A 15,175-nucleotide genomic window follows, 5' to 3' on the forward strand; every position below is an offset into this window, starting at 1 on the left:
ATCCGCTCGCGCGCCGGGGTTTTCCCGGGTTGCCGGTAACTCTTCCGCTCCGTATTTTCATGCGGCAGTGGGTGTCGTGGAGGACGACATCCGATCGGGAGGGCAGTGTGTTCGGAATGTTGCGGCCGTGCCGCCACGGCGCCGCGCGGTACGGAATCGATCCGGACCTCTGGCAGTCGCATATGTGCGGGCTGTGCCTGGGGTTACGCGACGGGCAGGGGCAGCGGGCCCGGGCGGCCACCAATACCGACGCCGTCGTACTCGCCGTGCTCACCGAAGCCCAGGCCGAGGCTCCCGCCGCCCGGCGCACCGCCGGTCCCTGCCCGCTGCGCGGGATGCGGACCGCGCGGGTTCCGGTGGCGGCCTCCGCGCCGGTACAGCTGGCGGCCACCGCCTCGCTGCTGCTGGGGTCGGCCAAGGTCGCCGACCACATCGACGACGGTGACGTGCGGCCGCTGCTGCACCGCCCCATGCGGCGGATCGCGTCCGGCTGGTCGGCCGGAGCACATGCCCGCGCGGCCGGGGTCGGGCTGGATATCGCCCCGCTGGTCGCGGCGATCGAGGCGCAGGCCGCGACAGAACGCCGGATCGCCGCTTCCGGCCCGTGCGATACGGCCGCACTCGACGATCTGACGGTCGCCAGCCGCGCCTGTGCCGCCGAATTCTTCGCCCATACCGCCGTACTCGCCGGACGCCCCGGCAACGCCGACTCGCTCCGCGTCGCGGGAGCGGAATTCGGCCGGATCGCGCATCTGGCCGACGCCCTCACCGACCTGGAGGCCGATACCGCCGCGGGCCGGTTCAATCCGCTCGCCGCCACCGGGACCGCCCCCGCCGACGCCTACGACCTGGTCCGGGAATCGGATCACACGCTGCGCCGCGCACTGCGGTCCGCCGGACTCACCCGGGTGCCCGCCATGCGCTGGGCGCTGCTCGATCCGCTGGCCGGTGCGGTGCGCCGTCTCGGTGCGACGGCGGGAATCCCGCGGGTATCCGCTCCGGGGCCGCGTGCCGAGTACCCGGGTGCCCCGCCGCGCCGGCCCGGTGCCGGGGAATCCATCCAGCTGATACTCACCCAGTACTGCACCGGCTACGCCTGCTGCGCCGAGCACACCAGGCCGTGCAGCGGTGACCGGCAGGAATCCTGGGCGAGCCGGGGTTGCGGCTGTGACCAGTGCGGTGGCTGTTGTGATTGCGCGAGCTGCTGCTCGAACTGCGGCTGCGGCGGGGAGGACGGCTGCGGATGTGACTGCTGCGACTGCGACTGTTCCTGCTGAGCGCGCCGGAAATCGTCAGTCGCGTGCCGGTCGCGGCCGGTCGCGGCGCCGGGCCCACTGCCGGGAGGGCTCTTCGATCAGGGCGTGACTCGCCGCGGCGATCGGCAGCGTGAACGCCACCGTCAGCGCCAGCACCACCAGGAAATCTCCGTGGAAGGGCAGGATCCCGAACACCGGGAAGATCACCGACAGCACCGCCAGATGCCAGATGAAGATCCCGTAGGACCAGCGCCCCACCGTCGCGGCCGGGGCCGAGGTCAGCCAGCGGTGGGATTTATCCGGGGCGCCGAGTACCAGCGGCGCCAGCAGGGCGAATCCGATCAGCGCCCCCAGTCCCATCTTCGCGGCGTACTGCCAGGGCTCGGCGCGGGTCAATCCGGCGACGCCGCCGAGGTCGGTCGCGGAGAACACGAAGGCCACGGCCGCGATCGCCCACATCAGCGGCTGATTGCCGAGGACCCGGCGCCAGCGGGCCCGCCGCTCGTCGCAGAGCAGTTCCGCCAGCAGCATGCCGCCGGCGAACCACGGCAGATAGGCGGGCAGCCAGTTGTCGGCGTGAATGGCGTCCGGGGTGGGTACCGGGATGAAGTTCCAGCTCAGGAATGCCAGTCCGAAGACGATCACCACCGGCACCCGGGCCGATGCCCTGCGCCCGCGCAGGCCGTGCAGCAGCCACGCCAGTAGTGGCAGCACCAGATAGAAGGCCACCTCGACCGAGAGACTCCACATCTGGGTGAGCCCGTCGGTCAGCGTGAGCGGGATGAAGACCTGCAGCAGGAACAGATTGGAGAACCACACCTGGAACCCGGCGGTATCCGAGGCGGCGGGCACCAGGAGCAGTACTGCGCACACCACCGCCCAGTAGGCCGGCATGATGCGCGCGATCCGATGCCGCAGGTAGTAGCCGAGTGTGGGAGGTTCGCCGCGACCGTGCGCGGCCAGTGCGTGCGGCCGCCACAGCAGGAACCCCGACAGCGCGAAGAATACCGCGACCGCCATATCGAACCGTTCCAGCAGCCGGCCGAGCACCGGGATCCCGTTGGCGCCGGTCTGGAAGGCCACATGGGTGAGGACGACCCCGAGCGCCGCCAGACCGCGCATCCCCTCCAGCGCCGGGAGGAAACCCCGGTTGGCGCCGGCTGGGGCCGGGCCCGCGGGAGAGGCGGGAACCGGTTCCGGCCGGACGTGGGCCGCGGTGTTCGGGGTGGTGGTCATCGGGTCCCAGTCTGCCGCGCCGGTTCGTGGAAGGGGAAGCCGGTATTTCACAATGCGCGGTACACTCCCCCCGATTCCGGTCCGATTCCGGCCTCGCCAACTCCCGGGTAACACTCGGGCTGTTAGTGTCAGGGCTCACGAGTGCCGCGGCCTTCCGCTGTACCCGCGGAACGACCTGTGTTCTACGACGAGGAGACTTTGCATGGCACTGAGTGCCGGAACCAGAAGGACGGTTGCCTGCGTGCTCGTGGGTCTCGGCGCGTTGCTGATCGTTGCCGCGCTGATGATCCCTACCTACACCGTAGGCAAGATGGCCAAGACTCCTCTCGACCTGGAGATCACCACGGTCGCGGTCAATCAGCCGGATCAGCCCAGCGAGGTCCTCGACTCCTCGTCGCTGACGGCGGAGGGCCGTTCCGCGGAGGTCAACAAGAACGTTCCGCTGGTCTCGCAGCGTTTTCTCACCGTCGAGGACCCCTCGAACGCCGACGAGATGACGGTCCAGGGCGGTAACACACTGCGCCGGATCGACAAATCGGGCGATACCGGTGTGCTGACCGCCTACGTGGACCGGGTCACCATCGACCGCAAGACCGGTGAGCCGGTGGCCACCGATCCCAACGGCTCGGTCGCGATGACCACCAACGCCAAGGGTGAGAGCATCGCCGACCCGGTGAACCGCACCGGTCTGCAGTACCGCTTCCCGATCGGCACCGAGAAGAAGACCTACCCGTACTTCGACGTTCTCGCCCGGACCACCACCGATATGGAGTTCCTGGAAGAGACCGAGATCAACGGCACCAAGGTCTACCACTTCCGCCAGGAGGTCCCGGTGACCAAACTGGCCGACAAGTACAAGGCGCCGACCAACCAGCTCAGCCTGCCCGCCGCCAAATGGGGCGTCGAGGGCGGCGAGGAGCCGGTCACCATGTACCGCTTCTACGGCAACACCCGCGACGTGTGGGTCGAGCCGGAGACCGGCACCATCGTCAAGGGTGGTGAGCAGCTGAACATCTTCTACGGCCGCACCGCCGACAAGCCCGAGGTCACCGCCCTCAAGGCGCATATGGTCTTCGATACCGATACGGTCGAATCGCAGCTCGCGATCGCCAAGGACAATATCGATCAGCTCTCGCTGTTCGGCCGCGTCCTGCCGATCATCTTCGGCATCGTCGGTGTCATCGCCCTGATCGCCGGTATCGTCCTCGGCATCACCGGCGGTCGCTCCGGTACCCCGGCCCGGCCGGGCCCCTCGGGGAATCGTCCCGGCGGTTCGAGCCGGACCCCCGCGGCCACGGCCACGGACGCGCCGACCACCACGATCCCGCGCGGTGACGACGCTCCGACGGAGCAGATCAAGCTCCCGAAGAACCTCTGAGCGAATCGCTACCAGGAAGGCCCCCGGACTTCGGTCCGGGGGCCTTCCTCGTTCCCGTCGGCGAACCCGCCGTCGACGCGCACCGGAACCACCGTCGAGGTGTCCGATTCGGTGGCGTCAACCCATAGCGTCACAGAGATGTCCAGGGGCCCCGGGGCCCGCGACGCGCTCCTATCGTGGACCGATGGCATCGGTCAGGCAGGTTCAGATCACGTTCGACTGTGCGGAACCCGAGCGCGTCGCGCGTTTCTGGTGCGAGGTGCTGGGCTACGTCGTACCGCCGCCGCCCCAGGGTTTCGCGTCATGGGCCGATTTCGACCGCACGCGGCCGCCCGAGCGTCAGGGCTCGTCGTTCGCCTGCGTCGATCCGTCCGGAGTGGGCCCGCGACTGTACTTCCAGCGCGTTCCCGAGGGCAAGGTCGCCAAGAATCGTCTACATCTGGACGTGCGGGTGGGCACCGGACTCGTGGGTGAGAAGCGCCTCGCCGCTTTGGAAGCCGAATGCGCGCGGCTGCTGGCTCTCGGTGCGGTCTGTGTCCGAGTGCTGACCGCTGACGGCCAGAACGAGTCGTGCATCGTGATGCGGGACGTCGAAGGTAACGAATTCTGTCTCGACTGAGCGCCCCGCACGAGGTGCGGGCACCGGTAACCCCTCAGTGGCAGGGGTCGCCGGCAGCGAGGATATCGGTCACCGACGCGCGGGCGCGCTCATCGGCGCGGTTCCCGGCGAGCGTGAGCAGCGTTTTCCACAGTGCCCAGCCGCGGGCCCGGGCCCACGTATCCGGGTCGTGGCCGACGGTATCGCGGAACGCGCAGCGGCCGGTGCCGGACAGTATCGTCCAGAACGGCACCAGATCGCAGGCCGGATCGCCGACTCCGCAGGTGCCGAAGTCGATAACGGCATCGAGTTCCCCGTGGGCCACGAGCAGGTTTCCGGCGGCGAGATCGCCGTGGAACCAGACCGGGCGGCGGTTCCATTCGGAGGCCAGCGCGCTGTCCCATACCGCGGTCGCGGCGCCGGTGTCGACGGTGTCGCCGAGTATCTCCAGGCAGCGCCGGGTCTGCTGGTCGTAGTGGCGCAGGGACGCGCCCCGGTAGAAGCTGTGCGCGCCGGCCACCGGCCCATCCGTGGTATCGCAACTCTGCAGTGCGCGGATGAATCCGGCCAGCGAGACGGCGAATTCGGTCCGGTCGGAGATGGGCGCCCGGTCGGCGGATTCGCCGGGGATCCAGCGCCGCACCGACCACGGGAACGGGTAGCCCGGCCCCGGCGCACCGTCGGCGACGACCACCGGGATCCGTAGGGGCAGAGCCGGGCCCAGCGCGGGCAGCCACCTGCTCTCTTTGCCGATTCCGGGTGCGTACGCGGCGGCGGTGGGCAGCCGGACGGTCAGCTCCGCACCCAATCGGTACGTGCGGTTGTCGTGGCCGTCGTGTTCTACCGGGTTGACCGGCAGTCGCGCCCACTGCGGAAACCGGGTTGCGAGCAGTTGCCGGACCAGGTGGACGTCGATTCCGGCTCGGCCGTCGGGTGCGTCGGTCACCGGCCCATCCTGGGCCGATCGATCCGCCACTGCCAACCGGTTTACGACCGGGCCGTCCAGACCGGTGCGCTCTCGATTCCGCGTATTCCTCGACGCCGCCCTCGGATACAGTCGGCGCGTGCGATTCGACGATCTCCCGTCGCAGGCGGCCTGGCGGCATCAGGGCGCGCGTGAGGGATTCGAGGTGCTGTTCACGACGCGCACCGCATCCGGGTATATGTTGGCCGGTCAGACGACGGCCGTCGAATCGGGTGCCGGGTGGACCGTCGCCTACCTGGTCGCCGTCGACGACCGCTGGCGGACGACGACGGTGCGGGCGAGCAACCGGACCGCGCAGGGCGAGGCGCGCGTCGAACTCGAACGCCGGGACGGGCACCGATGGTTCGTATCCGGAGTTCACCGGCCCGAACTGGACGGCTGTGTGGATATCGACTTCGAATCGTCGGCCGTCACCAATACGCTGCCGGTCCACCGGCTCGACCTCGCGGTCGGCGAGACCGTCGGCGTGCCCGCGGCCTTCGTGCGAGCCGGCGACCTGGGCGTCGAACGGATCGAGCAAACGTATACCCGCCTGGACGAGCGCGGCCGATTCGGTTATACGTCGCCTACGTTCGGCTTCGCCTGCGAGCTGACCTTCGACACCTCCGGGCTGATCGTCGAGTACCCCGGGATCGCGGTACGTGCCGCGTGATCGGTCGCGCCACCCCGCGGCCCACGGATACTCATCGGATCGCGGAGAACCCCGCACCGGCCGGGTGGGTTTCAGGAAGCCGAGGCGGGTTCGATGGAGTGGCGCCCGACCAGCAGGATGATCGCGAGTAACGGGTAGACCAGGACCGGCAGCAGGGTTCCGAGGTAGAAGGTCTGGTCGACCAGGATTGCGGTCCCGGTGAGCAGGCTGAAGTCGAACAGGCCGTGGATGATCGAGTTGGCGACATTGCCGCGGGTGACCCGCCGGGTCAGGTAGAAGAAGTAGCCGGCCAGGCTGACGATGATCGCCTGGGGGATCGCCGAGGCGCCATGGGTGATGCCGTTGGCCAGGTGCACGGCGCCGAAGACGACGCTCGACCACAGCGCGACCCGTCCCTCGGTGAGACCGTGCTCGCGCAGCGCGACGACGCCGATACCGCGGAACATACCCTCCTCACCCCAGCCCACGAACTGGGTGGCGATGAGCAGCACGAGGAGGTACAGCCAGCCCTTTTCCGAGAGCGCGCTGTAGCTGATACCGCCGGCGATCGCGACCAGGAATACGATCGGCACCACCCACACCCAGGGCCGGGTGGGCCGGTCGTCACGTAGGACCGGGCGCAACCATCCGAGATAGGCGATCACCGCGTAGGTGAACAACAGGGCCACGCCCAGCGGAATGATCATCCCGTAGAACACCGCGCGGGTGGACCGGAAGTCGTCCTCGCCGCTGAGCTGCTTCATCAGAATCCCGCCGCCCTGGATGATGGCGAGATAGACGATGACGACGAGGGCGAACATCGGGTATGACAGACGTCGGCCGGCGGGAGCCACCTGCGTCGGGTCATCCGCGGTTCTCATGGGATGAATATAGGTGCTGTACCCGGCCCGACCTGCGGTTTCCGCCGAATATGCCGATCGGGGGACTGCTCGGCGGCCGGAGCTGAAGCACCCGAGTGTGTCCATGCCCGAACACTGATCGACAATCGGACCCCGGAAATTCGCGACCTCCCTACGATCGGCCGAAGTGGCCAGAAGGCAGCTATGCCAACGCAATCGGTGCTCACACGGGCCCGCGCCCTCTGGGAAGAACTGGCCGCGGCGCCGATCTCGTTCGCGTCGCCCGCGAATGTGGCGATCTCGCCCCGAGCGAAGATCTGCCCACCGGGCTGGGCCGGCTTCGTGGTGCTGCGGAAACGGGCGATCGTGACCGCACCCGGCCCGGCCGAGGCAGCGGCGATTCGCGGCGCCATCGCGGAGTTGTCCGTCGAGGATCTCGTCGACCCGGCAATGCTCGGCCGAGTCCTGCCCCTGGCCGAAGTGCTGGGCCCGGCCACGCTGGCCTACCTCGACGAACGCGACTTCCGTCCGACACCGCCGGGTTCGCGATCGGTTGAACGACTTTCCGCTGAGCACCCCGATCTACGCCGGCTCGAAGCGCTGGCGGGCGAGTCCGAATCAGAGGAGAGCGGGCTCCGCGAGACAACCTCGCCGGTCTTCGCCGTGCGGATCCATGACCAGGTCGTCGCCGCTGCCGGATACCGCCTCTGGCCGAGCCGGACCGCCCATATGAGTGTGCTGACAGCTCCCGCGCACCGAGGGCGGGGTCTGGCACGCCGGACGAGTTCCGCGGCAGTGGCACACGCCCTGGACGCCGGACTCCTTCCGCAGTGGCGGGCACGTGCTCGGCAGTCCCAACGGGTCGCGTCGGCCCTGGGCTTCCGCGAACTCGGGTCGCAGCTCAGCGTCGAATTGGGTCGAGTGGTTCCGCGAAGATCCTGAAGGTCGCGTGGACGGCCCGGACCGGCGCCGTGGCGAAAGCTCCGGCCGCCGGCCGAGTCGTGTGTGGACGGTCCGCAGCAGAGCAGGTGACCTACTATCGGGGGCATGGGGGAGAGCTGTCTTATCTGCGACAAGCATCGAGGTATCGGCCGATTGGTGGGGCCTGTGGTCTTCGCGAACGAGCTTGTAGTGGTCAGTCACCGGCCCTTGACCGAGGGCAGGCCGGTGCCCGGGTATCTGTTCGTCGAAACCAGGCGGCACGTAGCGACTTTGGCCGATCTCACCGCCGTCGAGGCAGCAGAAGTGGGTCGGGCGGCCGGCCTCGCGGCATCCGCGCTACGAGCCGCGCTCGCCCCGGAGTACGTGTTCTCCGCGATCACCGGCCGCAGCGTCGCCCACTTCCATCAGCACGTCTTCGCGCGCCCGGAGGGTACACCGGCCGAAACGCCGTGGTTCGACGTCGACTCCTGGGAGGAGGGCCCCGGACTCGACGAGGGAGGACTGACCGCACTCTCGAATCGCCTCGCAGCCCACTTTGCTCGCGCAACCGAATCCCACACCCGATCGCCCTGAACGCAAGAGTTCTTCCCCGATGACGGGCCTGTGCTCCGCAGTACAACGCGGCGGGCCACCCTATGATGCTGCCCGACGCCGGTCGACAGCTATCCTGTTGCCGCGTCCTGGAGTCCGGCGGAGAACTACGGTCTGTTGTCGACGATGATCTGGAAGGGGTCGTCGTAGATGATGCGGCCGGGGCCGTTCGAGGTCCGGCGGATCCATTCGATGCCGTGCGCGTCCAGAATCGCGAGGTAGCCCTCTACTCGGGTGAGGAGTCGAACGGCCGAGGATTTGAACCACGCTTCGGCCCTGAGGTATCGGGCACGGCCTTTGTCGATCCAGCGAGGTTGGTGTTGTGAACCGAACAGACCCACCATGTCTCGTGGCGTTTGACCAGGACCCAGGTGCCCCGGTTGACGACGGAGAACTCTGGCGTATGCAGTGTTTGCTCGACGTTGACGACTGCGTGTTCGGGTGTGAGGAGTCGTAGGGCGAGTAGCTCGAAGTGGGCTCGCGCGTCAGGGCCGTCGCCGAGGCGTTCGCGATGGTAGCCGTGCAGTTCGTCCCAGCCCCGGAAGAGCGCCCCCGCCGGCGTGACGAAGATGACGTCTTCGGTGAACGGCTGGTCGAAGGCTGCCGCGTCTTTGGTCGCCAACGCGGATTCCAGGGTTCGGAACAGTGCTTCGATCTGGGCGGTCGCGACCGAGCCGGCGTCGGGGATCCCCGCCGTGGGGCGGACATCGGACCGGACGTGCTCGCGTGAACTCACTCCCCGCAGGCTACGCCGCGTTATCGTCAGCGGGATCCTCAACGCCACTGCCGGCACCGCCGGGCTCTTCGTCGGTGAGCTCGGCGCGAGACGTCGGCCACGAGGAAACAGCGGGCGGTCGATGCGCTGGACTGATACCATCGCGGCACCCCGTTCGAGTATCAGCTTCCGGGAGCTACTGTGCCCCAGCCGAATCCACCCAACACAGTGCGTGGAGCAGCTGTGGTCATGGTCATCGCGACGGTCGGCTGTCTTGTCTGCGCGGCCTTTCTCCTGTCCGGTTCCGTCGAAGACGATGATGTGCCCCGCGGGTTGGCGCAGGTCTTCGGTTTCGTCGCTATCGCCCTGTCGGTGGTATGCGCAGTGATCGCGGCCCTTGTCTGGTCCGGACGGGAGGAGGGGCGCAACGCCGCGACCGGTGCGGCTGCGCTTATCTGCGCGAACGGCGTCGTTGTGATGCTGGATTCGGAGTCGGGTTCGGTAGGAGTAGGCATTGCGGCGCTGATACTCGCCGCCGCGATAGCCGGTCCGCTCTGGACGTCCTCGGCGCGGACGTATTACTCGTAGCGATAACGGAAGTCTGTTCAGACTGTCCTCATGCCTGCGGACGCGGGTGTTGAGGTGAGCCGAGGCGGTCGAGGCTTCGGGTGGCGCGCCGCGAGGTCTGTTCGGAAGCGAACTCCATTGCGGATACGAGCATCGCTGTCCGGGAGTTGAAAGCGTGCTGGACCTGTCCGAGGGAGGCGTCCGCCTCGCGGGCGATCTCACGCATCGCCGCTCGGGTCCAACCGTGTTGTTGTTCCACTACTCGTCACAGGGCGCGCGATGGTTTCGCGCCGGTCTCGGTGATCGACCTGTCCGGGTACGCGAACCCCTTCCCTCTGATTCCATACACATGACATAATACAACTGACTTGAAAAAGGGAGTGGTGAGAATGACTGACCGGAGATCCCGGCCGAGGAAGGTTGACGCGCCCGTCGAGGACCGTTTCCGGTCGAGTGAGGATTTTTACGCTGCACCGCATGCCCCGCACCCGCTGGGTGAGCTGGGGAGTGCGCGATGAGCGCGTTCGCCGCCCCTGAGCTGGAGGCGGCATATTTCGGGGCCTACGACGCGGTGATGGCACACTGGCCGGTGCCGGTCGAGACGGCAGATCTTCCGGGTCGGTACGGAACGACACGGGTCACTTCCGCCGGCCCGGCCGCGGCGCAGTCGCTGGTCCTGCTCCACGGATACAGTGGCACGTCCGGGATGTGGTATCCGGTCGTCGGTTCGCTGGCCGAGGAGCACCGTGTGCGGGCCGTGGACATCATGGGCGAGCCGGGCCGCAGTCGACACACCGGCGCGGCCTTGACCAGCATGGACGATCTCGTGGACTGGCTGGCGGAAACTTTCGACCTGCTCGGGCTGTCCGGGGCCGACCTGTGTGGCCAGTCCCTGGGTGGTCACCTCGCGCTCCGGTTCACGCTCGCCCATCCCGAACGGGTGCGACGGCTGGTGCTGCTCGATCCGCCCCTGGTCTTCGCCGGGCTCAGTCCCGAATTCGAGGAGCTGGGCCGGAACCGCGACCCGCACCCGACATTCGAGGACGCCCGCGCGGCCCTGGCACCGGGCGCCCCCGGCAGCGGGCCGGCGCACCTGGAGGCCTACTTCGACCTGCTCGCTCACGGAGCCGCGCACTTCCCGGCCTCGCCGATCGTCTATCCCCACCTGCCGGACGGGCCGACGCGCCTGCCGGTCTCGACCCTTGTCGCACTGGCCGGGGCGAGCGAGGTGCACGATGCGGAGGCGGCCGCGGATGTCGCGCGGCGTGCCGGGGCCCACACGGTGATTCTCCCTGGTGCCGGACACGGCCTCCTGGCCGATATCGAACCCGTCCGCAGCCTCGTCCTCGAACACCTTCGGCGAACGGACTCGCCGGAGTGACGCCGCATCAGCGAATTTCGAGAAGACCCCCGGGCCGTGGATGCACTCTCGCGCTCATTCCGACCGCCGATAACTCCCACATCCCGGCGCTTCGGCGGCCAGGGGCGGTGGGCTTGTCGGATGGTCAGCGCAAATGGTCGACGAGAGTGCCTTGGTCGCCGAAGAGTTCGGTTCTCCAGCGGTCGAGCAGTGCGGTGTTGTCGGTGTCGTCGGGGTGGAACCCGGGTTTCAGGTAGGAGCGGACTCGGCGACGCACGGTGGGTGCGATGAACGGCGAATGCCGAAGCGCGGCGACACTCCTGGCCAGTCGCGCGGGGTTGTAGGCGGCTCGATCGCCGAGCAGGGAGATGACGGTGTGGAAGGCGATGCCGGCACCGAACAGCACGATGATCGCGGCCATGGTGGTGATGCGCCGGCGTTCGGACCCATCGACAGCCCGGTAGACATCGAAGGCGACCGCACGGTGCTCGGACTCCTCGACGGCGTGCCAGAGCAGCATGGAACGGACCTCGGTCGATCCCAACAGGGCCTGAGCGCGTTCGTCGTCGAGCAGGGTCTCGGCGAACACGGCGGTGAAATGCTCGAGCGCGGCGGTGACCGCCAGACAGGTCAGCGGGGACAGCAACCGCTCGTAGCCGCCGACGAACCAACGGGTCGAGGCGTCCTCCCAGCGGGTGGGGTATCCCATCTGCCGGAGCCGGTCGTTGAGCGCGCGATGCTCCCGGCCGTGGGTGACCTCCTGCCCGATGAACCCGCGCACCTGTTTCGCGAGGGCCGGGTCGGTGACCTGGTTCTCGAAGTGCCGCACCGAGCGGACGAAGAAGTCTTCCCCCTCGGGGAACGTCGCCGAAAGGTAGGCGACGATATGGCTCATGACCAGATCGCCCCGGACATAGTGACGATCGAGGGATCCGGAAGGGTAATCGAAGCGGATCCGGCGGACTTTCGGCACATCACGAGGTTGTGGTTCGGGCGTGCTCGGGACGTGGTTCATCGGTCCTCCTGGGTGGTCCGCGGCGCCGGTGGTTCTCCGAGCACCTCACGGATGGCGGTCTTGAAAAGGGTCAGGACGGATTCGGGGTCGCCGGTCCGGCGCCCGGGGAGGGAGTTGTTTACGGCCAGCCCGGTCATGAGCGCGTACACCAGATGAAGGGCGGCCGCAGGCGCGTTGGGAAACAGGGTTCGAAAGACGTCCCTGCTGGCGGCGAGGAACTGCTCATCCATCCCGACCATCACGGCCGCCAGCTCGGCATCGGTTCGCGCCGCGGTCCACAACTCGTTCCAAGCGAGGAAGGTGGGCCGCGAGTACATCGACCACAGCAGCTCGACGGCGACCTCGACCCGGTCGGCCGACGGCTCCAGGCTCGACACCAGTGCCTGGTACTCCTCGATCCGCCGCCCGAACGCGTGCTCCACGGCGGCCGTCAACAAGTCGGACTTCGTGGGGAAGTGATGCAGCAGGGCTCCCGGCGATACCCCCGCGCGCCGGGTGACCTCCGTGGTGGTGGTCCCGCGAAAACCGAACTCCACCAGCGCATCGAACGCCGCATCTAGCAGCGCTCGGCGCATCTCGCCGCTACGTTCGGCCTGACTGCGTCGTTCTCGCTGGGGCATGACTCCACTCTGCCACAATTACAGTGAACCGTCACTGTTTATTGAATTTTGGGTCTCATACTCGCAGCTCGATGAATGGCGCCCGGTCCGCGACCACGCCGTCCACAGCTGGCGTTCGCCCCCGACCTCGCCGGCAGCTCCATCTCATAGGCGACGAGCCGGTGTTCGAGCTGGAGGCGAACACGGCGACATCCGGTCGCGGGTGTCCATCAACCGATGCTTTCCTGGACGCTCAGCAGGTAGATCATCGCTGGTCGGGGATGTTTCCTGGTGCGTTACTGTCCGCGAATGCCCTTTCGGTGGACAGTGGGGCTCGGTCGGGGGTCCGAGGGTGAGCCGGGGTGTTCGGCGGTCCAGGATGCGAGGATGCGCAGCCTGTCGCTGGTGGGGGTGTCGGGGGCGGCGGTCCAGGTGATGAGTTGCTGTTCGGGGTCGGCGGCGCAGGTCAGAGTGTCCCAGTCCAGGCTCAGTTCTCCGACGAGTGGGTGGTGCAGGGTTTTGGTGCCGATCCGGCGTGTGGCGACGTGGTGGGCGGCCCACCATCGGCGGAAGTGGTCGTCGCAGACCGATAGTTCGCCTACCAGGGCTGCCAGTTGCGGGTCGTCGGGTCGTTGGGCGGCTTCCATGCGCAGTTGAGCGACACAGGTGCGGGCGACGGTTTCCCAGTCGGCGTACAGGACTCGCAGGGCGGGGTCGGTGAAGACGAGGCGCAGGTAGTTGCGGTGTCTCTCCGGAATCTGGGCGAAATCGGTGAGCAGGGTCGCGGCCAGCGAGTTCCAGGCCAGAATGTCCATTCGGCGGCCCAGAACCAAGCCCGGGACGAACTGGAGGTCGTCGAGAAGTCGTTGCAGCGTGGGCTGGATCCGCTGCCGAGCACGCTGCCGCGGCCGTGCGGGGACCCGGCCGGACAGTTCGTGGAGGTAGCCTCGCTGGTCGGCGTCGAGGTGCAGGACACGGGCCAGCGTGTCCAGGACCGGGCCGGACGCGGTGATGCGTCCCTGTTCGATACGTGTGTAGTAGTCGGTGCTGATCGCGGCGAGACCGGCGACCTCTTCGCGGCGCAGTCCCGGCACCCGCCGCGGGGTGGGGCCTTCGGCCAGGCCGGCATCTCGGGGTGTGAGGGCGTCGCGGCGAGCCCGCAGGAAATCTCCCAGCTCCCGCAGGTGAGTGTGATCGGCCATACCTCCACCTTCCCGTATCCGCGGCCTGCTGTTCATGGGAGGAATTCCTCCCTCCCGGTCGGGTGAGGGGGAGGAATCCTTCCTCTGCCGGTCGGCGCTCACGGTTGCCAGCATGGGTTGCGGGTACCACGCGCCGAACAGCGCATCACCATCGCGAGCGTCACCGGGTTCCGGTTTCGAACAGCGGCGCGACGCTCGCCCGACACAGGGAGAGGATCACCATGGCAACCGATGAGGATCAGGCCCAGGCCGCCTTCGACAACTTCGTTCAACTCTGGACCACCGGCACCACCGCCGGTCGCCGCGCCCCGGTACTGCGCCGGCCCGACGAGGTCGGACTCGACTACGAGGACGTGACCTTCCCGTCCACCGACGGCGTACCGCTGGAGGGCTGGTTCATCCCCGCCGACTCCGACCGGCTGGTCATCCACAACCACTTCCTGCCCGGCAACCGCTACGGCTACCCTGGCCACCTCCCCGAATTCGGCGGCCTCGGCGGTTTCGAGGTCAACTTCCTGCCCGAATACAAGGCCCTGCACGACGCCGGCTACAACATTTTGGCCTACGACATCCGCAACCACGGTCTGAGCGGACAGGGCAACGGCGGCATCGCCGGTATCGGCCTGCTGGAATACCGCGACGTCATCGGCTCCCTGCGCTACGCCGCCGCCCGCCCCGACACCCGCACCATGAAGAAAGTTCTGCTGTCGGTGTGCCTGGGCGCGGACTCCACCGCGGTCGCCTGGTCGAAACATCCCGAGGAGTTCTCCGAGGTCCAGGCCATGGTCATGCTGCAGCCGGTCTCGGGCCCCTACATCGTCGAGGAATTCGTCAAAGCCATCGGCATGGCCGACGGCTACGCCGAATTCGACAAGGCCGTCCACGAACGCACCGGTTTCCACCTCGCCGAGCAATCCCCGCTCCAGCACGTCGGCGCGGTCACGGTCCCGACCCTGGTCGCCCAGGTCCACGATGACACCATGACCCGGCCCGAAGACGTCCAATCGATCTACGACGCGCTACCGGTCCAAGAAAAAGAGCTGTACTGGATCCGGGGCACGGACCGCCGGTTCGACGGTTACAACTTCTTCGGCCTGCATCCCGAGATCCCGATCGACTGGTTCGACAAACACCTGAAGTAACCGACAACCCTGCCCATCCGATCGGGAGCCCTTCACCTGAACGTGTGGGGCTCCCGAACAAACCGGGCCGCAAGCGAACATGACCGCTTGCGGCAGCT

The 15,175-nt window shown here is 67.8% G+C and carries 17 protein-coding genes; 9 read left to right on the forward strand and 8 right to left on the reverse strand.

Annotation, left to right across the window (positions count from 1 at the left end; translation table 11 throughout):
* The first annotated feature begins 116 nt into the window (after positions 1 to 116).
* Positions 117 to 1,277 (forward strand): DUF5685 family protein, encoded by a 1,161-nt coding sequence (locus ACZ6SF_RS10250; RefSeq protein WP_466062247.1) that lies wholly within the window; start codon positions 117 to 119, stop codon positions 1,275 to 1,277.
* Between the two features lie 15 nt (positions 1,278 to 1,292).
* Here ACZ6SF_RS10250 and ACZ6SF_RS10255 read toward each other — a convergent pair whose 3' ends face one another.
* Entirely contained in the window at positions 1,293 to 2,492 is a 1,200-nt protein-coding gene (locus ACZ6SF_RS10255) for an acyltransferase family protein (RefSeq protein ID WP_466061730.1), read from the reverse strand.
* A 202-nt stretch (positions 2,493 to 2,694) separates the two neighbouring features.
* Between ACZ6SF_RS10255 and pgfA the strand changes: the two genes are divergently transcribed.
* On the forward strand, positions 2,695 to 3,870 hold the full coding sequence (gene pgfA, locus ACZ6SF_RS10260) for a cell envelope lipid trafficking protein PgfA (RefSeq protein WP_466061731.1): 1,176 nt from the start codon (positions 2,695 to 2,697) through the stop codon (positions 3,868 to 3,870).
* A gap of 8 nt (positions 3,871 to 3,878) precedes the next feature.
* Here the strand turns inward: pgfA and ACZ6SF_RS10265 are convergent, their stop codons facing one another.
* Positions 3,879 to 4,004 carry a hypothetical protein gene (locus tag ACZ6SF_RS10265; RefSeq protein WP_466061732.1) on the reverse strand — a complete coding sequence of 42 codons (126 nt, stop codon included), beginning with the start codon at positions 4,002 to 4,004 and terminating at the stop codon, positions 3,879 to 3,881.
* Between the two features lie 50 nt (positions 4,005 to 4,054).
* On the opposite strand from ACZ6SF_RS10265, the gene ACZ6SF_RS10270 reads away from it, so the two are divergent.
* On the forward strand, positions 4,055 to 4,489 hold the full coding sequence (locus ACZ6SF_RS10270; RefSeq protein WP_466061733.1) for a VOC family protein: 435 nt from the start codon (positions 4,055 to 4,057) through the stop codon (positions 4,487 to 4,489).
* Between the two features lie 34 nt (positions 4,490 to 4,523).
* Here ACZ6SF_RS10270 and ACZ6SF_RS10275 read toward each other — a convergent pair whose 3' ends face one another.
* Entirely contained in the window at positions 4,524 to 5,414 is an 891-nt protein-coding gene (locus ACZ6SF_RS10275) for an aminoglycoside phosphotransferase family protein (protein ID WP_466061734.1), read from the reverse strand.
* A gap of 118 nt (positions 5,415 to 5,532) precedes the next feature.
* On the opposite strand from ACZ6SF_RS10275, the gene ACZ6SF_RS10280 reads away from it, so the two are divergent.
* Positions 5,533 to 6,105 carry a putative glycolipid-binding domain-containing protein gene (locus ACZ6SF_RS10280; RefSeq protein ID WP_466061735.1) on the forward strand — a complete coding sequence of 191 codons (573 nt, stop codon included), beginning with the start codon at positions 5,533 to 5,535 and terminating at the stop codon, positions 6,103 to 6,105.
* Positions 6,106 to 6,176: 71 nt separating this feature from the next.
* Here ACZ6SF_RS10280 and ACZ6SF_RS10285 read toward each other — a convergent pair whose 3' ends face one another.
* A complete protein-coding gene (locus ACZ6SF_RS10285) occupies positions 6,177 to 6,965 on the reverse strand; it encodes a CPBP family intramembrane glutamic endopeptidase (RefSeq protein WP_466061736.1) in 789 nt (262 codons plus the stop codon).
* Between the two features lie 183 nt (positions 6,966 to 7,148).
* On the opposite strand from ACZ6SF_RS10285, the gene ACZ6SF_RS10290 reads away from it, so the two are divergent.
* Positions 7,149 to 7,886 (forward strand): GNAT family N-acetyltransferase, encoded by a 738-nt coding sequence (locus ACZ6SF_RS10290; RefSeq protein ID WP_466061737.1) that lies wholly within the window; start codon positions 7,149 to 7,151, stop codon positions 7,884 to 7,886.
* Positions 7,887 to 8,051: 165 nt separating this feature from the next.
* On the forward strand, positions 8,052 to 8,459 hold the full coding sequence (locus ACZ6SF_RS10295; RefSeq protein ID WP_466061738.1) for an HIT domain-containing protein: 408 nt from the start codon (positions 8,052 to 8,054) through the stop codon (positions 8,457 to 8,459).
* 244 nt (positions 8,460 to 8,703) lie between these two features.
* Here ACZ6SF_RS10295 and ACZ6SF_RS10300 read toward each other — a convergent pair whose 3' ends face one another.
* A complete protein-coding gene (locus tag ACZ6SF_RS10300; protein WP_466061739.1) occupies positions 8,704 to 9,354 on the reverse strand; it encodes a YybH family protein in 651 nt (216 codons plus the stop codon).
* 81 nt (positions 9,355 to 9,435) lie between these two features.
* On the opposite strand from ACZ6SF_RS10300, the gene ACZ6SF_RS10305 reads away from it, so the two are divergent.
* Entirely contained in the window at positions 9,436 to 9,780 is a 345-nt protein-coding gene (locus ACZ6SF_RS10305; protein WP_466061740.1) for a hypothetical protein, read from the forward strand.
* Between the two features lie 493 nt (positions 9,781 to 10,273).
* Positions 10,274 to 11,140 (forward strand): alpha/beta fold hydrolase, encoded by an 867-nt coding sequence (locus ACZ6SF_RS10310; RefSeq protein WP_466061741.1) that lies wholly within the window; start codon positions 10,274 to 10,276, stop codon positions 11,138 to 11,140.
* A 124-nt stretch (positions 11,141 to 11,264) separates the two neighbouring features.
* On the opposite strand, the gene ACZ6SF_RS10315 is transcribed toward ACZ6SF_RS10310, so the two are convergent.
* The 3 genes from ACZ6SF_RS10315 to ACZ6SF_RS10325 form a co-directional block, all read right to left on the reverse strand.
* The gene (locus tag ACZ6SF_RS10315; protein ID WP_466061742.1) at positions 11,265 to 12,134 is read right to left on the reverse strand and encodes a metal-dependent hydrolase; all 870 of its coding nucleotides are present in this window, start codon (positions 12,132 to 12,134) and stop codon (positions 11,265 to 11,267) included.
* Positions 12,131 to 12,754, reverse strand: coding sequence for a TetR/AcrR family transcriptional regulator (locus tag ACZ6SF_RS10320; protein WP_466061743.1), 624 nt, complete (start codon positions 12,752 to 12,754; stop codon positions 12,131 to 12,133). The genes ACZ6SF_RS10315 and ACZ6SF_RS10320 overlap by 4 nt, the downstream gene beginning before the upstream one ends.
* A 275-nt stretch (positions 12,755 to 13,029) precedes the next feature.
* The gene (locus ACZ6SF_RS10325; RefSeq protein ID WP_466061744.1) at positions 13,030 to 13,935 is read right to left on the reverse strand and encodes a helix-turn-helix domain-containing protein; all 906 of its coding nucleotides are present in this window, start codon (positions 13,933 to 13,935) and stop codon (positions 13,030 to 13,032) included.
* 221 nt (positions 13,936 to 14,156) lie between these two features.
* Between ACZ6SF_RS10325 and ACZ6SF_RS10330 the strand changes: the two genes are divergently transcribed.
* Entirely contained in the window at positions 14,157 to 15,077 is a 921-nt protein-coding gene (locus ACZ6SF_RS10330; RefSeq protein WP_466061745.1) for an alpha/beta hydrolase family protein, read from the forward strand.
* The last annotated feature ends 98 nt before the right edge of the window (positions 15,078 to 15,175 follow it).

The sequence above is a fragment of the Nocardia sp. NPDC049935 genome, from assembly GCF_055586645.1.